Source organism: Microbacterium testaceum (genome assembly GCF_001476655.1).
Classification (GTDB): Bacteria; Actinomycetota; Actinomycetes; order Actinomycetales; family Microbacteriaceae; genus Microbacterium; species Microbacterium testaceum_C.
In genome coordinates, this window is record NZ_LDRT01000018.1 from 39,039 (window position 1) to 61,190 (window position 22,152).

Annotated in this window: 19 protein-coding genes; 10 read left to right on the forward strand and 9 right to left on the reverse strand. The window is 70.5% G+C overall.

Annotated features, from left to right (window positions below; translation table 11 throughout):
* Window positions 1–219 precede the first annotated feature (219 nt).
* From NS220_RS03420 to NS220_RS03440, 5 genes are all read left to right on the forward strand, one after another.
* Window positions 220–1,413 carry a glycosyltransferase gene (locus NS220_RS03420; protein WP_058622718.1) on the forward strand — a complete coding sequence of 398 codons (1,194 nt, stop codon included), beginning with the start codon at window positions 220–222 and terminating at the stop codon, window positions 1,411–1,413.
* 4 nt (window positions 1,414–1,417) lie between these two features.
* On the forward strand, window positions 1,418–2,773 hold the full coding sequence (locus NS220_RS03425) for a glycosyltransferase (protein WP_058622702.1): 1,356 nt from the start codon (window positions 1,418–1,420) through the stop codon (window positions 2,771–2,773).
* A 358-nt stretch (window positions 2,774–3,131) separates the two neighbouring features.
* The gene (locus tag NS220_RS03430) at window positions 3,132–4,127 is read left to right on the forward strand and encodes a GlxA family transcriptional regulator (RefSeq protein ID WP_058622719.1); all 996 of its coding nucleotides are present in this window, start codon (window positions 3,132–3,134) and stop codon (window positions 4,125–4,127) included.
* On the forward strand, window positions 4,124–5,176 hold the full coding sequence (locus tag NS220_RS03435; RefSeq protein WP_153004136.1) for a hypothetical protein: 1,053 nt from the start codon (window positions 4,124–4,126) through the stop codon (window positions 5,174–5,176). Before NS220_RS03430 ends, NS220_RS03435 begins: the two co-directional genes overlap by 4 nt.
* A gap of 137 nt (window positions 5,177–5,313) precedes the next feature.
* Complete coding sequence (locus tag NS220_RS03440) at window positions 5,314–7,512, forward strand: ATP-dependent Clp protease ATP-binding subunit (protein ID WP_081322962.1); 2,199 nt, start codon at window positions 5,314–5,316, stop codon at window positions 7,510–7,512.
* Window positions 7,513–7,746: 234 nt separating this feature from the next.
* Here the strand turns inward: NS220_RS03440 and NS220_RS03445 are convergent, their stop codons facing one another.
* The 3 genes from NS220_RS03445 to NS220_RS03455 form a co-directional block, all read right to left on the reverse strand.
* Window positions 7,747–8,379, reverse strand: a complete 633-nt coding sequence (locus NS220_RS03445) for a hypothetical protein (protein ID WP_058622704.1) — start codon at window positions 8,377–8,379, stop codon at window positions 7,747–7,749.
* 216 nt (window positions 8,380–8,595) lie between these two features.
* Complete coding sequence (locus NS220_RS03450; protein WP_058622705.1) at window positions 8,596–9,180, reverse strand: nitroreductase family protein; 585 nt, start codon at window positions 9,178–9,180, stop codon at window positions 8,596–8,598.
* Between the two features lie 210 nt (window positions 9,181–9,390).
* Window positions 9,391–10,752: a glucose-6-phosphate dehydrogenase gene (locus NS220_RS03455; RefSeq protein ID WP_058622706.1), complete on the reverse strand. Its 1,362-nt coding sequence runs from the start codon at window positions 10,750–10,752 to the stop codon at window positions 9,391–9,393.
* Between the two features lie 103 nt (window positions 10,753–10,855).
* Between NS220_RS03455 and NS220_RS03460 the strand changes: the two genes are divergently transcribed.
* From NS220_RS03460 to NS220_RS03470, 3 genes are all read left to right on the forward strand, one after another.
* Window positions 10,856–12,628, forward strand: a complete 1,773-nt coding sequence (locus tag NS220_RS03460; protein ID WP_058622707.1) for a glycoside hydrolase family 15 protein — start codon at window positions 10,856–10,858, stop codon at window positions 12,626–12,628.
* Between the two features lie 188 nt (window positions 12,629–12,816).
* On the forward strand, window positions 12,817–13,494 hold the full coding sequence (locus NS220_RS03465; protein ID WP_058622708.1) for a hypothetical protein: 678 nt from the start codon (window positions 12,817–12,819) through the stop codon (window positions 13,492–13,494).
* A gap of 14 nt (window positions 13,495–13,508) precedes the next feature.
* Window positions 13,509–13,889: a VOC family protein gene (locus tag NS220_RS03470; protein WP_058622709.1), complete on the forward strand. Its 381-nt coding sequence runs from the start codon at window positions 13,509–13,511 to the stop codon at window positions 13,887–13,889.
* A 7-nt stretch (window positions 13,890–13,896) separates the two neighbouring features.
* Here the strand turns inward: NS220_RS03470 and NS220_RS03475 are convergent, their stop codons facing one another.
* The 5 genes from NS220_RS03475 to NS220_RS03495 all read right to left on the reverse strand — a co-directional run bounded on the left by NS220_RS03475 (window position 13,897) and on the right by NS220_RS03495 (window position 19,362).
* A complete protein-coding gene (locus NS220_RS03475) occupies window positions 13,897–15,054 on the reverse strand; it encodes a hypothetical protein (RefSeq protein WP_058622710.1) in 1,158 nt (385 codons plus the stop codon).
* Window positions 15,055–15,215: 161 nt separating this feature from the next.
* The gene (locus NS220_RS03480) at window positions 15,216–16,328 is read right to left on the reverse strand and encodes an ABC transporter permease (RefSeq protein WP_058622711.1); all 1,113 of its coding nucleotides are present in this window, start codon (window positions 16,326–16,328) and stop codon (window positions 15,216–15,218) included.
* Complete coding sequence (locus tag NS220_RS03485; protein ID WP_058622720.1) at window positions 16,325–17,209, reverse strand: ABC transporter ATP-binding protein; 885 nt, start codon at window positions 17,207–17,209, stop codon at window positions 16,325–16,327. Before NS220_RS03485 ends, NS220_RS03480 begins: the two co-directional genes overlap by 4 nt.
* Window positions 17,210–17,441: 232 nt before the next feature.
* Window positions 17,442–18,110 carry a response regulator gene (locus NS220_RS03490; RefSeq protein WP_058622712.1) on the reverse strand — a complete coding sequence of 223 codons (669 nt, stop codon included), beginning with the start codon at window positions 18,108–18,110 and terminating at the stop codon, window positions 17,442–17,444.
* Window positions 18,103–19,362 carry a sensor histidine kinase gene (locus NS220_RS03495; protein WP_058622713.1) on the reverse strand — a complete coding sequence of 420 codons (1,260 nt, stop codon included), beginning with the start codon at window positions 19,360–19,362 and terminating at the stop codon, window positions 18,103–18,105. Before NS220_RS03495 ends, NS220_RS03490 begins: the two co-directional genes overlap by 8 nt.
* A gap of 149 nt (window positions 19,363–19,511) precedes the next feature.
* Here NS220_RS03495 and NS220_RS03500 point away from each other — a divergent pair, with 149 nt between their 5' ends.
* A complete protein-coding gene (locus tag NS220_RS03500) occupies window positions 19,512–20,084 on the forward strand; it encodes an NADPH-dependent FMN reductase (protein ID WP_058622721.1) in 573 nt (190 codons plus the stop codon).
* Window positions 20,085–20,274: 190 nt separating this feature from the next.
* Here the strand turns inward: NS220_RS03500 and NS220_RS03505 are convergent, their stop codons facing one another.
* Entirely contained in the window at window positions 20,275–21,120 is an 846-nt protein-coding gene (locus tag NS220_RS03505; protein WP_058622714.1) for an exodeoxyribonuclease III, read from the reverse strand.
* A 175-nt stretch (window positions 21,121–21,295) separates the two neighbouring features.
* Here NS220_RS03505 and pyrE point away from each other — a divergent pair, with 175 nt between their 5' ends.
* Window positions 21,296–21,874 carry an orotate phosphoribosyltransferase gene (pyrE, locus tag NS220_RS03510; protein ID WP_058622715.1) on the forward strand — a complete coding sequence of 193 codons (579 nt, stop codon included), beginning with the start codon at window positions 21,296–21,298 and terminating at the stop codon, window positions 21,872–21,874.
* Window positions 21,875–22,152: the final 278 nt, after the last annotated feature.

Genomic DNA, 22,152 nt, shown 5'->3' on the forward strand with positions numbered 1-22,152 from the left:
GCTCGAGAAGCTCCGCTGCTTCCCCTCGGGCGGCATCCGGAGACACCAAAACCCCCTCGGGTACAGTGGACGCGCCCCGCGAACCCGCCCCGCGTGCCCCTTCCGCCGCTTAGATAGGCCTCACCACCCGTGACCACTCCTGCGACGCCCCCCGACTCGATGCCATCCGACCCGACGCCGTCCGACCCGACGCCCTCCGACCCGACGCCGTCCGACTCGATGTCGCCCGGCCCGGTTCCCGACGAACGACCGCTCACGGTCCTCATCGGCGCCGATACCTTCCTCCCGCACGTCAACGGCGCCGCCCGCTTCGCCGAACGTCTGGCCGCCGGACTCGTCGCCCGCGGGCACGACGTGCACGTGGCCGCTCCGAGCGTCGGGCACGGCCACTCCGGCACCTTCACGGAGGTGATCGAGGGCGAGCCCATGACGATGCACCGGCTGCCGGCGTACCGCTTCCTCCCGCACGACTGGCTGACGTTCGTCCTGCCGTGGCGGGCCAAGCACTACGCCCGTCGCGTGCTCGACCAGGTGAAGCCCGACGTCGTGCACATCCAGTCGCACATCGTCATCGGTCGCGGTCTGACCCGCGAGGCGCGCAAGCGCGGCATCCCGGTCGTCGCGACCAACCACGTCATGGCCGAGAACATCCTCGACTTCACCACTCTCCCCGACTTCCTCGACCGGATCTTCGTGAAGCTCGCGTGGGCCGACGCGGCGCGGACGTTCGCGATGACCCGCGCCGTCACGACCCCGACCCGCCGGGCCGCCGACTTCCTCGAGTCCACCATCGGCATCCAGGGCGTCATCCCGATCTCGTGCGGCATCGACCGGTCGAACTACACGCCCGATCTCGAGCCCCGCGCCGCGAACCGCATCCTCTTCGTCGGTCGCCTCACCACCGAGAAGGGCATCGACGTCGTGCTCCGCGCGCTCGCGATGCTCGACCCGGCCCTCGATGCCACGTTCGACATCGTGGGCGGCGGCGATCAGCGGCGCAACCTCGAGCAGCTCGCCGAGCAGCTCGGCCTCGGCTCACGCGTGACGTTCCACGGGCACACGTCCGAAGACGAGCTTCGCGCGCTCTACACGCGGGCGAGCGTGTTCGCCATCGCCTCGATCGCGGAGCTGCAGTCGATCGCGACGATGGAGGCCATGGCATCCGGTCTCCCCGTGGTCGCAGCCGACGCCGTGGCACTCCCGCACCTCGTGCACGACGGGGAGAACGGGTACCTGTTCGAGCCCGGCAATGCCGAGGAGCTCGCGGCGCGTCTGACCGACGTGCTCACCGCCGAGCCCGAGGAGCGGCGGCGCATGCAGCAAGCCTCGCTCGACGGCGTCATCGTGCATGACATCGGCCGCACGCTCGACACCTTCGAGGCGCTGTACCGCGGGCAACCGATCCCGGAGTGACCCCGTGCACGTGGTGATGTTCGCCGACCAGCACCTCGAGTCCCTCGGCGGTGCGCAGGTGTCGATGCGGCTGCAGAAGCGCTTCCTCGAGCGTGCGGGCCACCTCGTGACGGTCGTCGCGCCGCGGATGCACCGCCCCGCCCCCGACGACGGGGCGTACGTCGACCTCCCCTCGATCGCGATCACCCCCGATCGTGAGTACGCCCTGACCTGGCCCGGCGCGCGCACGGATCGATTCGTGGATGCCGAACTCGGCGCGCGCCTCCCCGTCGACGTCGTGCACGTCCAGGGCGATTTCTGGGGCGCACTCATCGGACACCGCTACGCCGCGCGACACGGCCTTCCGGTCGTCCACACGATGCACAATCGCGTCGACGTCGGGATCGAGGCGACCGCCCCCTTCCCGACGCTCGTCCTCCGGGTGCTGAACGCGTGGGCGCGGCGCGCGTTGCGCGGTGCCGAAACTCGGAGGAACGCGTCGATCTCGCAGCTTTCGCGCGACAAGCTGCGAGGTTCGCGCGGTTCTGCGAGTTCCGCAGCCGCGGCGCCCGCGCCCACCCCGCCCGCCGAGTCCGCTGCCCCCGCCGCGGCCACGGTACCTGCCGCGCCCACCGCCTTCTCCGCGAAGGCGGCCGATGGGTGGGCCTATCTCCGCCGTTTCGCGCGACTCTCGCAGGCGATCACCGCTCCCTCCGGCCACTTCGCGCGGCGTCTCGAACACCACGGCGTTTCGCCGGAGGGGACGGGCGTCGACGTCATCTGGAACGGCATCGACGACGACATCCTCGACGCCGCCCTCGCCACCGGGGCCGAGGCTCGCCGCCCCGGGAAGCCGCGTTTCGTCTGGCTCGGCCGCATGAGTCCTGAGAAGCGGCTCCTCCCGTTCCTCGAGGCGGTCGCCGCGTCCGGTATCGACGCCGAGGTCGAGATCATCGGGGGCGGAGCGCAACTCCGTGCGGCGCAGAAGTTGGTCGCGGAGCGGCGGCCGGTGGCATCCGTCGTCTTCTCGGGACGCCTCGGCTACGCCGAGACGCTCGCCCGGCTCTCCGCATCCGACGCCGTGGTGCAGACCTCGATCGGCTTCGAGACGCAGGGCATGACCGTCTTCGAGGCGGCATCGCTGGGAACGCCGGCGGTCGTCAGTGATCCCGACATCGCGTCCGAGCTGGGCGCGGGCGTCTGGGCGGTTCCGGATGCCACGACCGCGGCGCTCTCGGAGACGCTACGTCGTGCCGCCGCCGACATCGCATCGGGGAGCCCGGTCGCGGTCGACTCGACGATCGCGGAGCGCTTCCGCCAGTCCTCGCGCACCGCGGCGATGGTCCGGGTGTACGAGCGGGCTGTCTCCGCCGGACGCTGATCCTGCACGTCGCCGGCGGAGTCCCGGGATGCGTGCTCGGTCGCAGGGGTCTCGGGTGTGGGTGCCTGGGGTGAAGAAGCGCTCTTCGTGCCCGAGGACGCGGACATCTCGTTCCCGGCGCGCCGCCTCTCGCGGGGCGAAGGGTTCTCCCGATGACGCGCGGCCCGGGCGTGATCGGTGGGCACGGAGCCGTAGCCGTCGGTGTGGATGAGCCATGCCGTGGCGACCACGCCGGCGAGAGCGAGAACAGCGAGAGCGATGAGGTAAGCCATGGCAGAAAAGCTACGCATCGCCAATTCGTGCCGCGAGTGGCATGATGGACGCTGTCCGTTCGATTTCTGCCACATCAGAGGTGCGCATGCGTTCCGTCGCCGTCGTCATCCAGCCGGGTTTCGCTCCCTTCGAGTTCGGTCTCGCATGCGAGGCGTTCGGTCTCGATCGCAGTGACGACGGCATCCCGAACTTCGACTTCCGCATCGTGGCGCCCGATCCCGGTGTCGTCCCTGCGAACATCGGGTTCTCCGTGAACGTCGAGAACGGTCTCGACGCCGCCGCGGATGCCGACATCGTCGTGCTGTCGCCCATCCCGCGCGAGAAGTGGGGCCACGTCGACCCGCGCGTGGTCGACCTGGTGCGCGCGGCGCACGCCCGAGGGGCGTGGCTGCTCAGCGTGTGCAGCGGGTCCTTCGTCATCGCGGCCGCGGGAGTCCTCGACGGGCAGCGCGCAACCACGCACTGGCGCTACGCCGACGTCATGTCGCGCATGTATCCCTCGATCGAGGTCGACCCTGACGTGCTGTACGTGCAGTCGGGGCGCATCATCACGAGCGCCGGGACGGCGGCGGGCCTCGACGCCTGCCTGCACCTGCTGCGCCAGGAGCTCGGTGCCGAACTCACCAACCGCATCGCCCGACGCATGCTGGTCGCTCCGCAGCGAGACGGAGGGCAGGCGCAGTTCATCGCGTCGCCGCTGCCGGTCGCGCCGTCGATGTCGCTCGCGCCCGTCACCGAGTGGATGTTGCAGAACCTGCACGCCGAGCTGTCGGTCGATCAGCTCGCCTCCCGCGCGCACATGTCCCCGCGCACCTTTGCCCGCCGCTTCAAAGCCGACCTGGGCGCCACGCCTGCGGCCTGGCTCGCGCGCCAGCGTCTGCTGCACGCGCAGCGTCTGCTCGAGGAGACCGACCTCGGCCTGGACCGCATCGCCACCGAGTGCGGCTTCGGCTCGGCCGCGGTGCTGCGCCAGAACTTCGCCCGCACGCTGGGGCTGACCCCCACCGCGTATCGCGCGCGATTCTCGTGCACGGACGAGGTGCCCGCGGTATTCGACGCGCGACCCGGGAATGCCGCATGAGCAATTCGCGGCCCGCGCCTGCGTCGCCCGACGCGATGACCTCGGCTCGGATGGTGTGGGTGTGGCTTGCGGGACCGACGGTGCTGCTGCTGTTCACGGTGGCTGTCTTCGGGGTGGTCCTTCTCGTGGCCACCTATCCGGAGGCGCCGAGTGGGTCCCGTGCGTGGGAATCCGCGCTCGCGGTTGTGTCCGACGTCGGGCAGGCGGCGTCGAAGGACTTCCTCGGTGTCGCAGCGGTGGTGGCGGCGTTCATCATCGCGTCGGCCACCGCAACGGGCTTCGGCAGAGACGAGGGTGCTCTGGGGCCGATCACTCGTCAAGCCATGTTCGCCACCGCTCTCATCGGGGCGCTTCTGCTCATCGGCCTGGCGGCGTTGGGAGTGCCGGTCCCGCTGCAGGATCCGTCCCGCGTTCTTTCGGTTCTGGTGAACATGCTCCTGGCGTGGATGGCTTTGCTCATCGCCAGTGCCGTGGGGAGAACGGTGGACAGGGCGACGGAGGCCGATCGCCTCGACCTCGCGCGTTCACGGGCCGAGGCTTTCGGAATCCCGCTTCCCTCCGATGACTCACTTCCCGCGCGCGGGAGGTTTCCGTTCGTGAGCATTGCGGCACAGGTTCTTATCCCCGTGCTCGTCTGGCTGGGGGTGCTGGTGACGACGCTCGGCGTCGCGCGGATCTTCGACGTCGACTGGTGGCCCTCCGCCTTGCAGGTCGGTGTGCTCTCGTACTTCCTCAACCTGGGACTGAGCCTTGTGTGGATCGCTACGGCGGATCTCTCCTCGCGCTCGGGGGCGGCCGCGGTGAGCCGCGCTGTCTCTTTGGCCATGGTCGGGCTTGGGACGGCCGGTCTGGTCTACGGCTATCACGACACCGCGCTGAGCGCTGTCGGATGGGCACTGGGTGTCTTCACGATCCTCCACGCGGTCGCCCTGTTCTTCCGCACGGATCCACGGATGCCGTGCCTCGGTGCTATCGAGGTGGCCGTCACGCAGCGCTCCCTGCTTCGGCGTGCGGAGCGTTTGCGAGGGTCGGAAACGTCCGACGCGTAGCGACTCGGTCTGATCCTCTCTCGTTCCGGGCTCTCGGTGCCCACTCCCGGACCCATTGCCCTGCGGCCCCCTCACTGGTAAACTTGAGTCAACGCCACTCAAGTTTGAGCGCGGCGGACAAACTTCCAGGAGACAACATGAACGCCACTCAACAGCCGGGGCAGGAGGACGCGCGCAGCGCCCTCGAGCAGTTCGGCATCAACCTCACCGACCGGGCCCGCCAGGGCAAGCTCGACCCCGTGATCGGGCGCGACGGCGAGATCCGTCGCGTCAGCCAGGTGCTCACCCGGCGCACCAAGAACAACCCCGTGCTCATCGGCGAACCCGGCGTCGGAAAGACCGCCGTCGTCGAGGGACTCGCCCAGCGCATCGTCGCGGGCGACGTCGCCGAGAGCCTCAAGAACAAAGAGCTCGTGTCGCTCGACATCTCGGCCCTGGTCGCCGGGGCGATGTACCGCGGCCAGTTCGAGGAGCGCCTGAAGAGCGTCCTGAAAGAGATCACCGAGTCCGACGGGCGCATCATCACGTTCATCGACGAGCTGCACGTGCTCATGGGCGCGGGTGGCGGTGAGGGGTCGGTTGCGGCATCCAACATGCTCAAGCCCATGCTCGCCCGCGGCGAGCTGCGGCTCATCGGCGCCACGACGCTCGACGAGTACCGCGAGTTCATCGAGAAGGATGCCGCTCTCGAACGCCGCTTCCAGCAGGTCTACGTCGGCGAGCCCACGGTCGAAGACACCGTGGCGATCCTCCGCGGCCTGAAGGAGCGCTACGAGGCGCACCACAAGGTCGCGATCGCGGATGCCGCACTGGTCGCCGCCGCGGCCCTGTCGAACCGCTACATCCCCTCGCGTCAGCTGCCCGACAAGGCGATCGACCTGATCGACGAGGCCGCGTCGCGCCTGCGCATGGAGATCGACTCGGCCCCGCTCGAGATCGACGAGCTGCGCCGGCACGTCGACCGGCTGAAGCTCGAGGAGCTCGCGCTGAAGAAGGAGAAGGACGCCGCGTCGAAAGAGCGTCTCGCGACCCTTCGCGAGACCCTCGCCGCCGAGCAGTCCAAGCTCGACGAGCTGCAAGCCCGGTGGGAGCGCGAGCGCGCCTCGCTCAACCGTGTCGGCGAGCTCAAGACCCGCCTCGACGCGGCCCGCGTGGATGCCGAGCGCGCCCAGCGCGAGGGCAACCTCGAGCGCGCGTCGCGCCTGCTGTACGCCGAGATCCCGGCCCTCGAGCGTGAGCTCATGGTGGCCGAGCGCGAGGAGCCCGCGGGCGACCGCATGGTCAACGACCAGGTCACCGAGGAGGACATCGCCGCGGTCATCGCCGCGTGGACCGGCATCCCCGTGGGACGTCTGCTGCAGGGCGAGACCGAGAAGCTGCTGCACCTCGAGCGCGAGCTCGGCAAGCGCTTGATCGGGCAGAAGGATGCCGTGAAAGCGGTGTCCGACGCGGTGCGTCGCTCCCGTGCGGGCATCAGCGATCCGAACCGCCCCGTCGGTTCGTTCCTGTTCCTCGGCCCCACGGGCGTCGGCAAGACGGAGCTCGCGAAATCGCTCGCCGACTTCCTCTTCGACGACGAGCACGCCATGGTGCGCATCGACATGTCGGAGTACGGCGAGAAGCATTCCGTCTCGCGCCTGGTCGGTGCCCCTCCGGGGTACGTCGGCTACGAGGCCGGCGGTCAGCTGACCGAGGCCGTGCGGCGGCGCCCGTACAGCGTCGTGCTGCTCGACGAGGTCGAGAAGGCGCACCCCGAGGTGTTCGACGTGCTGCTGCAGGTCATGGACGACGGCCGCCTCACCGACGGCCAGGGGCGCACGGTCGACTTCACCAACGTCATCCTGATCCTCACCTCGAACCTCGGCTCGCCGATCCTCATCGACCCGACGCTGTCGATGGAAGCCAAGCGCGAGCAGGTGCAGGCGCTGGTGCGCCAGGCGTTCAAGCCCGAGTTCGTGAACCGTCTCGACGACATCGTCATCTTCCAGGCGCTCAGCCAGGACGACCTCGCGCAGATCGTCGAGCTCGCCGTCGACGCGCTGCACAAGCGCCTGCGCGAGCGCCGGTTGACCCTCGCGGTCACGCCCGACGCCCGGTCGTGGCTCGCGGAGCGCGGCTACGACCCGGTGTACGGCGCCCGGCCGCTGCGTCGGCTCATCCAGTCCGAGATCCAGGACCGCCTCGCCATGGCGATCCTCGCCGGCACCGTCCGCGACGGTGACGTGGTCAAGGTGGATGTGGCCAGCGACGGCGACTCGCTCATGCTCGTGAGCACGGGTCCGGCGGCGGAAGAGCCCGGCGACGACGAGGTGATCGAGGCCGAGATCGTCGAGTAGCTCCGGACCGTTCTGCCGCCGGGCGCGGCCTCGCGCACAACGCGTTCGGCGGTGCGGCGTCCGAGGCCTCGCGCACAACGCGTTCGGCGGTGCGGCCTCCGAGGCCACGGTTCGCGTGAGCAGCGGCGCAGACGGCTCCGGCTGTGCATTCCTCGCGGATGCGACGCCGCGCGGGGAGCCCCCGCTGCGCCTGTCCCCTCGCGTCGGGTCGCCGGTGTCAGCCGTGTCGTTTCGTCAGGGGCACGGCGTGAACCACGCCTTCACGAAGCCCGCGGTCTGGTACGCGTACTGGTACGCCCAGTCGAACACCGTCAGGCCGGTGTCGACTCCCACTACCGTGACGTCGCCGGCGTAACACTTGGCGAAGATGTAGCGGGTGCGCGCCACATGCGGAGTGAAGGTGATGACCACGGTCTTGCCCACCGTGTGCGTTGCCGCGTAGTCGGTGAGGAGCCGGGCCTCGCCCGCGGTGGTGAACGGCAGGGGCGTCTTGCAGGTCACTGCGTGTTCACGGCACACACGGAGCGCCGATGAATTGAAGATGTGATCCCCGTGCCCGGCGCGGGAGTTGGACACCGAGACGAGCAGGGGAGCCGGATCGTCCGTGTCGCGCAGCGACGCGGCGAGATCGAGCCGCTGCTGCTGGGGTGGTCCGATGACGTAGACGAGATCCGCGCCGGAGGGATCGCCCTTCGCGGGGAAGACGTACAGCGGCAGCCCCGCGACGGCGATCACGGCGACCGTGAGGGCGAGGGCCGCCGCGAGACGCCACAGGCGTTTCCCCGAGAACAGCGCGGCCCTCTTCCGACCGGACGCGTCGCGGGGCGGACGCGCGGCAGCGACGACCGGCGACGAAGGAATGCTCACTCGGGAGAGGATAGGCGGCTCTCGTGAACGACGTGTTGCCCGTGGACGGAGAGCGTGCAAGGTGGGGTCGCCTCCGCCGCGTATCGCCGGGCATCCGCGACCGCCGCCCGCGAGACCCCCGTGCGCCCGTTTCGCACGCACGTCCGCCGCACACGAGACGACCGCCCCGCCCGCTTTCGCGGAGGGGGCGGTCGGACGGCGATGGATGCCGCGGGCTCAGGCGTTGACGAGCAGCGAGTCCGCGACCGTGCGGCGCTCGCGCGGGGCGAGCTCGCGCTGGCGCAGGCCCTCTTCGGCGGCGTCGACGTCGCCGAGGGTGCCCACGGCGATGACCGTCACGGGCACGAGGCGGGGCTCGATGTCGAAGGCGGTGCGCAGGGCATCGGCCTCGAAGCCGCCCATCTGGTGGACCGCGAGGCCTTCGGCGTGCGCCTGGACGGTGAAGTGCGCGGCAGCCTGACCGGCGTCATACAGCGCCCAGGGGCGTGCCTCGCCCTCGGCCGTCTCGGTCTCGGCCAGCACGACGAGCAGCGCGCCGGCGGCGGGAGCCCAGGCCTGGTTGAAGCCCATGAGGGCCGAGACGATGCGCTGGTGCGCGTCGGTGCCACGGCGGGCGAGGAGGAGGCGCCACGGCTGGTGGTTCATGCCCGAGGGTGCCCAGCGGGCGGCCTCGAGCGCGGAGCGCAGCGCAGCTTCGTCGATCGGGGTTTCGGGATCGAAGACGCGCGTGCTCCAGCGCTCGGCGAGGACGTCGAGGATCGGAGCGTCGGTGGGGGCGGTGCGGTCGAGAACGAGAGACATGGGTACTCCTGAGAACGAGGACTGAGCCGGGACGCCGTTGACCCGAACCAGTGAACGCCACGCGCGCACGAGATGTTCCCGTGTGACGCCGTGCGTCGTCCTCATCCGGATGTCTCAGGATGCCGCGGCCTCGGCCCCCGCCGTCTCGTCGCGCACGCGTCCCCCGGGGGACGGGCGGGTCGAGCCCGGGTCCCGCGACCGGCGGGGCGGTCAGTCCTGCCAGGAAGCCGGGCCCGTGCTCCCCGCCGCGTACTCGTCGAGCGGCACCTCGTTCTGGCGCCACGCGTCGATCACGGGCTGCACGACGCGCCAGCACTGCTCGGCCGCATCGCCGCGGACGGCGAGCATGGCGTCGCCGTCGAGGATGCCGGACAACACCTCGCCGTACGCCTTGAGCGCTCCCTCACCGAGGTCCGCGGCGAGGGCCACCCGCTCGAGTTCGAGGGGGTCGTCGGCGCCGTTGACGTTGAGCTCGAGGCTCATCGTGTCGGGGCCGAGCGAGAAGACGAGCTTCGACGGCTCGCTCTCGCCCACGAAGCCGGTCGGAAGGTGCCGCACGGGCTTGAAGGTGACCGTGACGGCCGGGTCTCCGGCATCCAGTGCCTTGCCCGACCGCAGGGTGATGGGCACGCCCTGCCAGCGCGTGCTGCGCACTTCGACGGTCATCTCGGCGAGGGTCTCGGTGTTCCGCGACGGGTCGACTCCCGGCTCGTCGACGTAGGAGACGAAGTGGCGGTCGCCGACGTCTCCGGCGGTGTAGCGTGCACGCCGGGAGTTCTTCACGGGATCGTCGTCGAGGACGTGCGTGGCGCGCAGGACGGCCGCGGTCGCGTCGCGCAGGTCGAGCTGGTCCAGGGACGATGGCGGCTCCATCGTGACGAAGGCCATCACCTGCAGCAGGTGGCTCTGGATCATGTCGACCAGCGCTCCCGCAGAGTCGTAATAACCGGCGCGCCCCTCGAGCCCGAGCTTCTCGGGGAAGTCGACCGTGATGGCGGCGATGTCGTCAGCAGACCACACGCTCTCGATGAGGCGGTTCGCGAAGCGCACGCCGAGCAGGTTGAGCACGGTGGAGCGGCCGAGGAAGTGGTCGATGCGGAAGACCTGGCTCTCGGGGACGAGGGTCGCCAGCTGCTGATTGAGCTTGTGCGCGCTCGCCTCGTCGGTACCGAAGGGCTTCTCGAGCGCGAGGATCGTGCCCTCGGGGATGTTCACGTCGGTGAGGGCGATGCACGACTTCTCGGTGACGGCGGGCGGGACCGCGAAGTACAGGGCCGGGCGTCCCTCGGCGGCGTCCAGGAGCGTCTGGAGGTCGGCGGCCTTCGTGATGTCGGCCTGCGTGTACGTCGTCGCCGACACCTGGTCGAAGGCGGCCTCCGCATCCATCGTCTGGAACGCCGTGCGCACGACGTCGCGCCAGTGGTCGTCGGTCCAGTCGTCCATGCCCGCGCCATGCAGGCGGACCGAACGGCCCGGCTCGCGCGCGAGCAGTTGCCCGAGCGCCGGGAGGAGCAGTCGTGAGGTGAGGTCGCCCGAGGCGCCCAGGATGATCAGGGTGGTGTCCGCCGCCATGCCGCTCACTGTAGCGATCCCCTCCGACGTCGCCGGGCCCTTGCGGTGGATCGCTGAGGAGGTCCATAGGTCCGAGAGGAGGTTTCCTGCCAAGATCCGAAGGGTGACCACTCCGATCGAGGACTACGCCGTCCTCAGCAACTGCCGTTCCGCCGCCCTGGTCTCTCGCGACGGGAGCATCGACTGGCTCTGCCTGCCGCGCTACGACAGCGGATCCATGCTCGGCGCATTGCTGGGAGACGAGTCGCACGGACGGTGGTCGCTGCGGCCCGCCGATCCCGAGGCGCGCGCGACTCGACGCTACGACGGCGACACGTTCGTGCTCGTCACGCGCTGGGAGACGGCGACAGGTGTCGCCGACGTGTACGACGCGATGCCGGTCGACGAGGGGGTCGAAGCGGTGATCCGCCGGGTGGTCGGGGTGTCAGGCGAGGTCGACTTCGTCAGCGAAGTGCGGTTGCGCTTCGACTACGCCCGAGCGGTCCCCTGGGTCCGGCAGATCGGACAGGGCGGCGAGCACGCGATCCTCGCCGTCGCGGGTCCCGATGCCGTCGTCATCCGCGGTCCGCGTCTGATCGCCGTCGACACCGCCCACCGTGGCCGGTGGACGACCGCGGCGGGGCAGAGTGTGGACTCGGTGCTCTCGTGGGGCCCGTCCTGGCAGGAGCCTCCGGCGCCGTTCAACGTCGAGGCGGCGCTCGAGCGCACACGAGAGTGGTGGGCCGCGTGGGCGGACCGCGTCCAGTCGGCCGGCACGCACGCGCAGCTCGTGACGCGCTCGCTCATGGTGCTGCGTGCCCTCACGCATTCCGAGACGGGCGGCATCGTCGCCGCGGCGACGACGTCGCTGCCCGAAGCCTTCGGCGGTTCCCGCAACTGGGACTACCGCTACGTGTGGCTCCGCGATGCCGCGCTCACGCTGAGCGCCTACATCGATCACGGATACCTGGATGCCGCCCAGCGCTGGCGCACCTGGCTGCTCCGGGCGATCGCGGGCGATCCGGCCGATGTGCAGATCATGTACGGGATCGCGGGCGAGCGCGATCTGCCCGAGCGGGAGATCACGAGCCTCCCGGGGTATGGCGGTGCCGCGCCGGTGCGCATCGGCAACGGAGCCGTCACCCAGTATCAGGCCGACGTGATCGGCGAGGTCATGGTCGCTCTCGAAGCCGCCCGTCGAGCCGGCGTCGAGGAGACGACCTTCTCGTGGTCGCTGCAGCGGGCCCTGCTGAACCAGCTCGCGGGCGAGGTCGACAAGCCCGATCTCGGCATCTGGGAGATGCGCGGCGAACCTCACTACTTCACCCACTCCCGGGCGATGGTGTGGGCGGCGTTCGACCGCGGCATCCGGGCGGTCGAAGAGGCCGGCCACGAGGGCGAGGTCGAGACGTGGCGCACCCTGCGCGACAAGGTTCGCGCCGACATCGACGCGCGTGGCGTGCACGAGGGGGGATGGTTCACGCAGCACTTCGACACCGACGAGGTCGACGCCTCGCTGCTCGTGTTGCCCCAGGTGGGCTTCTGCGCGTACGACGACCCCCGCATGCTCGCCACGGTCGAGCGGATGGAGGAGACGCTCATGCCCGACGGGTGGCTCCTGCGCTATCGCACCACCGGTGTCGACGGGCTCAGCGGCGACGAGCATCCGTTCCTCGCGTGCTCGTTCTGGCTGGTCGGGCAGTACGCGCACAGCGGGCGGCGCGACGAGGCGGTGGCGTTGATGAAGCGCCTCACGGCGGTCGCGAACGATCTCGGTCTGCTGTCGGAGGAGTACGACCCCACGACGAAGCGGCAGGCCGGGAACACCCCCCAGGCCCTGTCGCATCTCGCGCTGGTGGGCGCGGCCGACGCCCTGGATGCCACGGCTCCGCGCTGAGCCCGCTCCCCGGCGCAGGTGGCCGAGCTCGTCGAAGCCTCCGGTCCCCTCGACGAGCTCAGGAACCTGCCGCTGCGAGCAGAGGAAGGTCGACAGAAGCCTCCAGCCCCTTCGGCGTGCTCAGGGACCTCCCGCACGGGGCGGGTGAGACCGCCCCCACCCCCACCGCGCGGCCCTAGAGTCATCGCATGGACGACGACGTCGAGCTGCGCCGCCTGCGCGAGCAGGTCTACGGCGTCGACGGCGCCGCCGCCACCCCGGCGATGATCGCCCGGCTCGCCCAGCTCGAGGAGAGCACGCGCCGTCCGACGGTCGCGGAGGATCCTCCCGCCGAGACACCGGATGCCGAATCCCCGGCCCCCGCGGCCGAGGTCGTCGAACCGCCCGCCCGACGTTCCGTCGTCCGCTGGGCGATCGGCGCGGTGGCCGCCGCCGCCCTCGTCGGCTTCGGCATCGCGATCGGCTCCACGCTCGCGGCCCCGCCGTCGACCGCGGCCACCGCCGACCCCGCCGAGGAGAGCCTGCCCGAGCTCACCTTCCCGCAGACGGCCGAAGACGTCATCTCGGCCGAGATCCTGCGCGACAGCGGTATCGATCCGGCGAGTACGCGCTACATCGCGACCGTGAGCGACTTCCGCATCTACCTCGCGCGGCCCGACGACGGCGACGGGCGCTGCATCGCGACCTTCACGTCCTCCGAGAACCGGCCCTGGTCGGCCGGATGCGCGAGCGGAGCGCAGGTCGGGGCCGCCGTCTTCGGCATCGACGAGAGACTCACCGTCGCGATCGGCGAGCCGGTCTCGTCGGGGGTCGACGGCATCCCGATCCAACTGTCCGACAGCGTCACGGCTTTCGTGGCGCGCTGAGCGAAGGAGACCCCATGTTCGATTCCCGCGGCGCCTTCTCCGGCTTCGCCGTCGACGACCTCGACGCCGCCCACCGGTTCTACGCCGACACGCTCGGGCTCACCGTGGAGGTGCTCGCCGACTCGGGCTTCCTGTCGCTGCGGCTCGGTTCGGGCGGGAGCGTGCTCGTCTACGGCAAGCCGCACCACACACCCGCGTCGTTCACGGTGCTGAACTTCCCCGTCGCCGATGTCGAGGCGGCTGTCGACGACCTGCGGGCGCGGGGCGTCGAGACGAAGATCTACGACGACGCGGACCTCCCCACCGACGCGCGCGGGATCATGCGCGAGGGCGGGCCGCTCATCGCGTGGTTCCGCGACCCGGCGGGCAACGTGCTCGCGGTCCTCGAGGAGTGACGCCGCGTCAGCCCACCGACTGCAGGTCGGTGCCGGTGGCGTCGAGACGGAAGAACGCGTCGCGGTAGTCGTCGCTCAGCCCGAAGGAGATCTCCGGCACGCCGACGTTGCGGATGAACGTCGGGCTCTGGACATCGTCGTCGGTCGCACGCTCGATGCGAGCACTCGCCCCGTCGGTAGGAAGCCCGCTCTGGGCGGACGCCTGCTCCATCGCGGGCCAGAGCCGGTCGAGGGCGACGTCCGACCACGAGAACTGCTCCTCCGCGAGCTCGGGCTGACCGTGAGCCGCCCCGTCGTGGCTCACGACGCCGCCGCGGTAGGTCCACTCGTCGGTCTCCACGGCCCCGGCGTGGATCGGGGCCTCGACGATGACGGCATCCGGGATCACCGTGATCGACACGACCCGGTCGTGTCCGATCGCCTCCTGGAGCGCCCTCTCGGCCGTCGCGAGCGCACCAGGGTGGCGCATGTCGACGCTCCACCGGCCGTCCGACCAGGCGTCGAGGGTCAGCCCGACCGCCGCGCGGAAGGGCAGCACCACGACGGCGCCCGCGAGCACGGCGACGAGCGCGAACACGGCCAGACGCAGGGGACGTCCGCGGCGGCCGATGCCGATCAGCGGCCCGCGGCGACGGCCCTTGTCGATACGCGTTCCCGGGGGAGCGTGCCGGACCTCGACCTCGGAACGCGGCGGGACGACGAGGCGCGCGATCTCGGCGGGCGAGAGCTCGCCGTCGGCGAAGGCGATCTCGGGTCCGCCCTCGAGGAGGATCGCGACATCGCGTTCGAGGCCGGCCTGGTACGCCGGCAGCTCGGTCAGGGGCACGAGCATGCGGATCGTCGTCGCCCACGCCTCCCCGGTGAGCGAGACCACCGTGACGTCGATGTCGCACACGGGCTGCTCGTTGACGAAGGTGCCGGTCTGGCGCACCGAGTCGACGCGCGCACGTCCGAGGCGTCGGGCATCGCGAGCGTCCTGGACCGCCGCGGGGGACGGCAGCGAGGCGGCGAGTCCCCCGGCCAGTCGCGTGATGGTGGTGGCGGCGATGCAGACCCCGATCGCGATGCCGAAGATGAGCATTCCCGGGTCCGGATTCCCCAGCAGCGAGACGACGAGACCGCCGATCGCTGCCCCCAACGCGGCGAAGGCAAGAAGGCGAAGCACCGAAAAAGCCTAATCGCCCCGGGGAACGCGACGGAAAGGGGAGGGATGCCGAAGCCGTGGCATCCCTCCCCTTTCCGCCTCGCGGGGTCGGGGTCCCTGAGCTTGTCGAAGGGACCGCAGGCTTCGACAGGCTCAGTCGCCTCCGCCGCCGCGCTGGCGGCTCAGCCCTTCAGCGCCTCCGCGAGCTTCACGCGCGCCCCCATGCGCAGCAGCGAGTTCTGATAGATGCGCGAGCCGATGCCGATCGCCACGACGCACGAGGCGATGAGGACCAGCAGCGACAGCACCGGCTCCCACCACTGCGCGTCACCGAGGTACATGCGCAGCGGCATCCCGACCGGAGCCGAGAACGGCACGTACGACATGATCGTCAGCACGACGGGGTTGTCGTTGAAGAAGATCACCAGGAAGTACGGCGCCATGATGAGCATCGTGATCGGGGTGGTCGTGGCCCCGATGTCCTCCTGGCGCGACACCATGGCCGCGGCGGCGGCGAACAGCGACGCGAGCAGGACGAAGCCGAAGAGGAAGAAGATCGCGAACCACGCGATCGGGGCGCCGAGGGCGCTCAGCACCCCGGCCTGATCCGTCACGGCCAGCCCGATCACCGCCACCGCGGCGAGCAGCACGATCTGCGCCATCGCGAGCACCGTGTTGCCGAGCACCTTGCCGGCCAGGAGCGCGCGCACCGGGATGGCCGAGATGAGGATCTCGACCACGCGCGTCTGCTTCTCCTCCACCACGCTCTGCGCGATCGTCCCGCCGAAGGTCGACGCCGCGATGAGGAACACGAGTCCGAAAGCGAGGGCGATGAAGTAGCGCAGCGCGCTCGCCGCGCCGGCTCCCGGCTCGAGCTCCTGCACGGGTGGGGTCTCGCTCAGCATCTGCAGGAGCATCGAGGGAACGTTGTCCTTCACCACGACCGTGTAGTCGAAGGCGGCATCCGTGGATCCCGAGACCAGGGCGGCATCCACCGTCCCGTCCTCGACGAGGGCTGTGGCGGCGTCGTCGCTGTCGGCGACGGTGACCTCGAGGCCGTCCAGCCCCTCGACCGCCGACTGCGTCTGCGAGGTGACGGCGACCGGGATGCCGCTTCCCGAGAGGTTGTTCGCGGCGAAACCGCCCCAGACGACCGAGGCGAGGGCGGCCAGGACGAGGATCGCCGTCGAGATGACGAACGCCTTGCTCCGCAGCTTCGAGCCGATCTCGCGCTCGGCGACGAGCCAGATGCTCTGCAGGTCGCTGGGGGCTGTGCGGGGGGTGGCGGTGCTCACTGGATGACCTCCTTGAAGATCTCGGCGAGAGTGGGTCTCTGCGGAGCGAAGCTGACGACGTCTCCGCGCGAGACGGCGCCCTGCAGGACGCGCTGGGCCGAGGTGTCGTCCTCGGCATCGAACAGGGCGTAGCCGCCGTCGAAGTCGAGCACGGTCACGCCCGGTTCGTCGCGGAGCCATCCGGCGTCGCCGCGCGAGACGAGTTCGTAGCGGTGGGTGGCGTGCTCGGCGCGCAGCGCGTCGCGGGTCCCGGCCGCGCGGATGGTTCCGCCCGCGATGATGACGAGGTCGTCGCACAGGCGCTCGACGACATCGAGCTGGTGCGACGAGAACAGCACCGCGGCGCCCGCGGCCGCCTTCTCCTGCAGGACGCCTGCGACGACGTCGACCGCCAGGGGATCGAGACCCGAGAACGGCTCGTCGAGGATGAGCACGTCGGGCTCGTGAACGAGGGATGCCGCGATCTGCGCGCGCTGCTGGTTGCCGAGCGAGAGCGTCTCGACGAGGTCGCCGAGGCGCTCGCCGAGCCCGAGGCGCTCGAGCAACGCGGTCGCCTTCGCGGTGGCCTCGGCCTTGCCGAATCCGTGCAGTCGCGCGAGGTAGGCGATGTGCTCGGCGACCTTCATCTTCGGGTAGAGCCCGCGCTCCTCGGGCATGTAGCCGAAGCGGCGGCGGTCGCCCGTCGTCACGGGAGAGCCGTTGAGCTCGACCAATCCGGCGTCCTTGGCCAGCACGCCCAGTGCGATGCGCATGGTGGTGGTCTTGCCGGCGCCGTTGCCGCCGACGAAGCCCGTGAGCCGGCCGGGGGCGACGCTGAAGCTCACGTCGTCGAGCACGCGGCGGCCGCCGTAGCTCTTGGTGATGCCGTCCAGGTGGAGCACGGTGCATCCCTTCTTCTCGTTGGTGACCACGCTAGGGATCCGGACGCCGCGGCACCTCCGTCCCGCGTGGGGTCGTGGCCTCCTCCGCGCGGGGGAGGGCGCGGTGTCTACCGGCGAGGACGTACACGTCGGTCGAGAACGCACGTGTTTCGCGGCGAACGAGTGCGTCCTCGTCGAACGGCTGCGTTCTCGCGTGCTCTCGCGGCCTCGCTCCCCGGGACCGGCGGCGCCGTCAGGCCAACCCGTGCCGGTGCGCGAGCACCACGGCCTGCACGCGGTCACGCGCGCCGAGCTTCTGCAGCACGTTCGACACGTGCGTCTTCACCGTCGCCTCCCCGATGAACAGCCGCGCCGCGATCTCGGCGTTGCTGAGGGCCTCGGCGACGAGCTTCAGCACCTCCGACTCGCGCTCGGTGAGTGGCTCCACGAGCGAGAGCGGCGGAGGGACGGATGCCGCGGGCTCGGGCGTCCCACCCGACGCGAAGCGCGCGATGACCCGGCGGGTGACCTCCGGCGCGAGCAGAGCGTCCCCGGCTCCGACGATGCGAACGGCGGACACCAGCTCCTCCGGCCCCGCGTTCTTCAGCAGGAACCCGCTGGCCCCGGCGGAGAGGGCGGCGAAAAGGTAATCGTCGCGGTCGAACGTCGTGACGATGAGGATCGCGGCATCCGAGTCGGGGTCTGCCGTCAGCAGCCGGGTGGCCTCCAGGCCGTCCATGTCGGGCATCTGCACGTCCATGCAGATGACGTCCGGGTGGAGCTCCGCCGCGGCGGCGATCGCCTCCCGGCCCGTCGCGGCCTCCCCGACGACGGTCATGTCGTCTTCGAGCGAGAGGATCGTGCGGAATCCCGCGCGCATCATCGCGTGGTCGTCGACCAGGAGGACTCGGAGTTCAGGCATGAGCCACCTCGTTCTGCACGGCCGGGACGCGCACACGCACGAGGTAACCGCCCCGGGAGCGCGGCCCGATCTCGATGGTGCCGCCCGACACGGCCGCGCGTTCGCGCATGCCCAGCTGACCGAGCCCCGGCGTCTTCGAGCCGGCGCGGCCCGTGTTCGAGACCTCGAGCTCGATGGCATCCGCGTCGAAGCGGAGCCGTACGTCGGCCGTGGCGTGGGGGCCGGCGTGCCGGCGCGCGTTCGTGAGGGCTTCCTGGGCGATGCGGTACAGATTCACCTGCACGAGGGGCGGCGGATCCTGCGCCGGCTCGCCGATCACGGCGAACGTGGTGGGAAGGCCCGCGGCCGACGCGTCGTCGGCGAGCGCCGCGATCGAGGTCAACCCGTGCGTGGTCGGGGCGGTGTCAGGACTGCTGTCGCTCCCGGGTGCGCGCAGCGTCTCGAGCAGTTGGCGCAGCTCGTGCAGGGACGTCCGGGCCGACCCCTCGATGCCCGCGAGCACCTCCCGCGCTTTCTCGGGATCCTTCGCCAGGACGGCGCGCGCGACCCCGGCCTGGACGCCCATGAGCGACACGTGGTGGGCGACCACGTCGTGCAACTCGCGAGCGATGCGCACGCGGTCGAGGGCGACGGCTTGAGCGGCGGTCACCTCGCGCTCGGCCTCGAGCTCGGCGGTGCGCTCCTCGAGGGCCGCGCGCTCGCTCATCTGCTGGTGGGAGCGGTTGCCGAAGTAGTAGGCCCCGCCGAAGAACAGGGCGTTCACACCTATCATGAGCAGTTGATAGGCCACGAAGGGAGAGAAGGCGCCGACCCGCGAGAACGCGCCCTCGACCGCCGGGTCGACGGGCTGGGTCGCGTCCTGGAACATCACGACGAACAGCCACGCGAACATGCCGACGATGATCGCGATGCGGACGATCGTCGCTCGCCGCCGGTTCTGCTCCCAGGCGCCCACGGTGTACAGCGCGATGAACATCGCGATGTTGCCGGCGTAGATCTCGGGGATGCGCACCGTCACTGCCAGGAAGTACGCGAACGAGACGACGACCGCGGTGATCGACGGCCACCGGCGGCGGAATGCGATCGGCAGGGCGAGCACGAAAACGTATCCCACCGCGAGGGCGAGCGACGCCTGCTGATCGCCGTACAGTCCGGACACGGCGGAGAGCACCGCGCTGAGCAGGCCGCCCAGAAGCAGGACGACCGCGAGCACGATGTCGTTGCGTCGCTGCGAGCGGGTGAGCTGTGGCATCCCTCCACGCTACGGCGGAGGTTCGTCCCCCTGCATCCCCCGCGGGGCGGAGTCAACCGAGCGGGGGAATACCCGCGCCTTCGCGATGCTTGCAGATGAATGAACCCGGGCGCCGTCACTGCGCCCCCGTCGTCAGAAAGAGGATCATCGTGACCGAGTACACGATCGGCTACATCGTCGGAAGCATTTCGAGCACCTCCATCAACCGTCGCCTCGCGAAGGCGCTGGAGAAGGTCGCCCCCGAGGGAGTGACACTCAAGGAGATCCCGATCAAGGACCTCCCCTTCTACTCGCCCGACTACGACGGGAACTTCCCCGAGGTCGCGAAGGACTTCAAGAAGGCGATCGAGGATGCCGACGGCGTCTTCGTCGTGACCCCCGAGTACAGCCGGTCGATCCCCGGCGTGCTCAAGAACGCCCTCGACTGGTCGGCCCGCCCGTACGGCGAGGCATCCTTCAACGACAAGCCGACCGCCGTGATCGGCACCTCGCAGGGCGGCATCGCCACCGCCGCGGGCCAGCAGCACCTCCGCGCGGTGCTCCTGCACTACAACGCCCTCGTCCTGGGGCAGCCCGAGGGCTACATCCAGTCGACCCCTGGCCTGTTCGAGGAAGACGGCACCGTCACCGACGAGGGCACGGCCGCGTTCCTCCGCTCGATCATCGAGGCGCTCGTGACGCTCATCCAGCGCACCGCTCCCGCCGAGGTCCCCTCGGTCTGACGCTCTCGTGGCGGCGGGGCCGGGGTTCGCTCCGGCCCCGCCGTCTCACGGGTTGCAGATCCGGAGATCGGCCGCAGATCCGGATCGATGCGGGCGCAGCATCCGGATCCGTCGCCCATTTCCGGATCCGGCGACCGGATGCCGAACGGGGCCATCGCGAACGGCGTCCGGGATGCCGGCTCCTCGGCGCTCAGCCGAAGATCATCGGCAGATCGTCGTCGTCTCCGGCATCCGTCAGGTCGAGGTCGGCGACGACCGGAACGTGGTCGCTGGGGATCTCGCCCTTGCGCTCGTCGCGGTGGATCTCGGCACTCTGCACCGCGTCGGCGAAAGCGCGCGAGCCGAGGATGAAGTCGATGCGCAGGCCCTCGTTGCGGGGGAAGCGCAGCTGCTTGTAGTCCCAGTAGGTGTAACCGGTCGGGATGAGCGGGCGCACGACGTCGGTGAGCCCCGCCGTCTCGAACGCCGCGAAGGCGGCCCGCTCGGCGGGTGAGACGTGGGTGCTCGCCCCCTCGACGATCGTGGGGTCGCCGTTGTCGGCGTCGGTCGGGGCGATATTGAAGTCGCCGGTCAGCGCGAGGGGCAGATCGGGATCTGTCGCGAGCGTGTCGGCGGTGTACTGGCGGAGCTTCTCGAGCCAGTCGAGCTTGTAGGTGAAGTGCGGGTCGTCGAGCCCGCGGCCGTTGGGAACGTACAGGCTCCACACGCGCACGCCCCCGACGGTGGCGGCGATGGCGCGCGCCTCCTGCGGCAGGTCGGGCCCCTCTCTGCCCTTCTCGAACCCGGGCATGCCGGGGAAGCCGATCTCGACGTCCTCGAGCGGCTCACGGCTGGCGATCGCGACGCCGTTCCACTGGTTCAGCCCGTGCGCGGCGACGTGGTACCCGGCCTCTTCGAACGCCGCATACGGGAACTGCTCCGTCTTGCACTTGATCTCCTGCATCGCCAGCACGTCGATGTGCTCGCGCACGCAGAACTCGACGGTGCGGGCGACGCGGGCGCGGATGGAGTTGACGTTCCAGGTGGCCAGGCGCATGGCATCCAGCCTACTTTCGAGCGCGGACATCGCCGGTCGGATACCGGAGCCCCGCGCTCCGATTTCTGTGGGCCGAGCGGGATGGATGCCGGAGCCCTGCGCCGGAACGTCGGTCGGGCGCGACCGGGCGTGATCACAGCGGGCGTGATCCGTTCGGAGCAATAGACTCGACGCCGTGACCGCCGCCTCAACGCCCGAGCTCGAAGCCGACCGCCAGGCCCTCATCGGCCTGATCAACGCCGAGGCGGTGTTCCACGGCGATTTCACCCTCTCGAGCGGCAAGAAGGCGACGTACTACGTCGACATGCGCAAGCTCACCCTCGACCACCGGGCCGCTCCCGCGATCGGGCGTCTCGTGCTCGACCTCGTGAAAGACCTCGACGGCGTCGTCGCCGTCGGCGGTCTGACCCTGGGCGCCGATCCGATCGCCAACGCCGTCATGCACGAGTCGGTGCACGCCGGCCGTCCGCTCGACGCGTTCGTCGTGCGCAAGGAGCCGAAGGATCACGGCCGCGGCCGCCAGATCGAAGGCGCCGACGTCACGGGCAAGCGCGTCGTCGTCGTCGAAGACACCTCCACCACCGGTCAGTCGGCGCTCAAAGCCGTCGAGGCCCTGCGTCGCGAGGGTGCCGAGGTCGTCGCCGTCGCCGTCATCGTCGACCGCAAGACCGGCGCTCAGGCCGCGATCGAGGCCGAGGGTCTGCAGTGGTTGGCAACCATCGATCTCGACGACCTGGGTCTCCAGCCGCAGTAAGCCCCGCCCGCGGGCTTCCGCCGCGTCGCGGAAACAGGGCGTGCGACCAGAACAGGCCGCCCGCGCGAGTATCGCCCTGTCTCCGACCCATACCCTGTTCTGGCGACATGCCGGATGCCGTCCGGGCGCGGGGTACCGGACGTGGGCCGGGTGCGGATGCCAGATACCGCCCGGGCGCAGGGACGGGTCCGGGTGCGGGTCCGGGGCGCCGGGCGCGGGGCACCGGACGTGGGCCGGGTGCCGATGCCGGATGTCGTCCGGGCGCGGGCGCGGGCGCG

Coding starts and splice junctions, on each gene's coding strand:
- NS220_RS03440 (WP_081322962.1), top strand. CDS start 5,314: ATGAACGCCACTCAACAGCCGGGGCAGGAGGACGCGCGCAGCGCCCTC.
- NS220_RS03450 (WP_058622705.1), bottom strand. CDS start 9,180: ATGTCTCTCGTTCTCGACCGCACCGCCCCCACCGACGCTCCGATCCTC.
- NS220_RS03455 (WP_058622706.1), bottom strand. CDS start 10,752: ATGGCGGCGGACACCACCCTGATCATCCTGGGCGCCTCGGGCGACCTC.
- NS220_RS03470 (WP_058622709.1), top strand. CDS start 13,509: ATGTTCGATTCCCGCGGCGCCTTCTCCGGCTTCGCCGTCGACGACCTC.
- NS220_RS03435 (WP_153004136.1), top strand. CDS start 4,124: ATGAGCAATTCGCGGCCCGCGCCTGCGTCGCCCGACGCGATGACCTCG.
- NS220_RS03420 (WP_058622718.1), top strand. CDS start 220: ATGTCGCCCGGCCCGGTTCCCGACGAACGACCGCTCACGGTCCTCATC.
- NS220_RS03495 (WP_058622713.1), bottom strand. CDS start 19,362: ATGCCACAGCTCACCCGCTCGCAGCGACGCAACGACATCGTGCTCGCG.
- NS220_RS03465 (WP_058622708.1), top strand. CDS start 12,817: ATGGACGACGACGTCGAGCTGCGCCGCCTGCGCGAGCAGGTCTACGGC.
- NS220_RS03505 (WP_058622714.1), bottom strand. CDS start 21,120: ATGCGCCTGGCCACCTGGAACGTCAACTCCATCCGCGCCCGCGTCGCC.
- NS220_RS03430 (WP_058622719.1), top strand. CDS start 3,132: ATGCGTTCCGTCGCCGTCGTCATCCAGCCGGGTTTCGCTCCCTTCGAG.
- NS220_RS03490 (WP_058622712.1), bottom strand. CDS start 18,110: ATGCCTGAACTCCGAGTCCTCCTGGTCGACGACCACGCGATGATGCGC.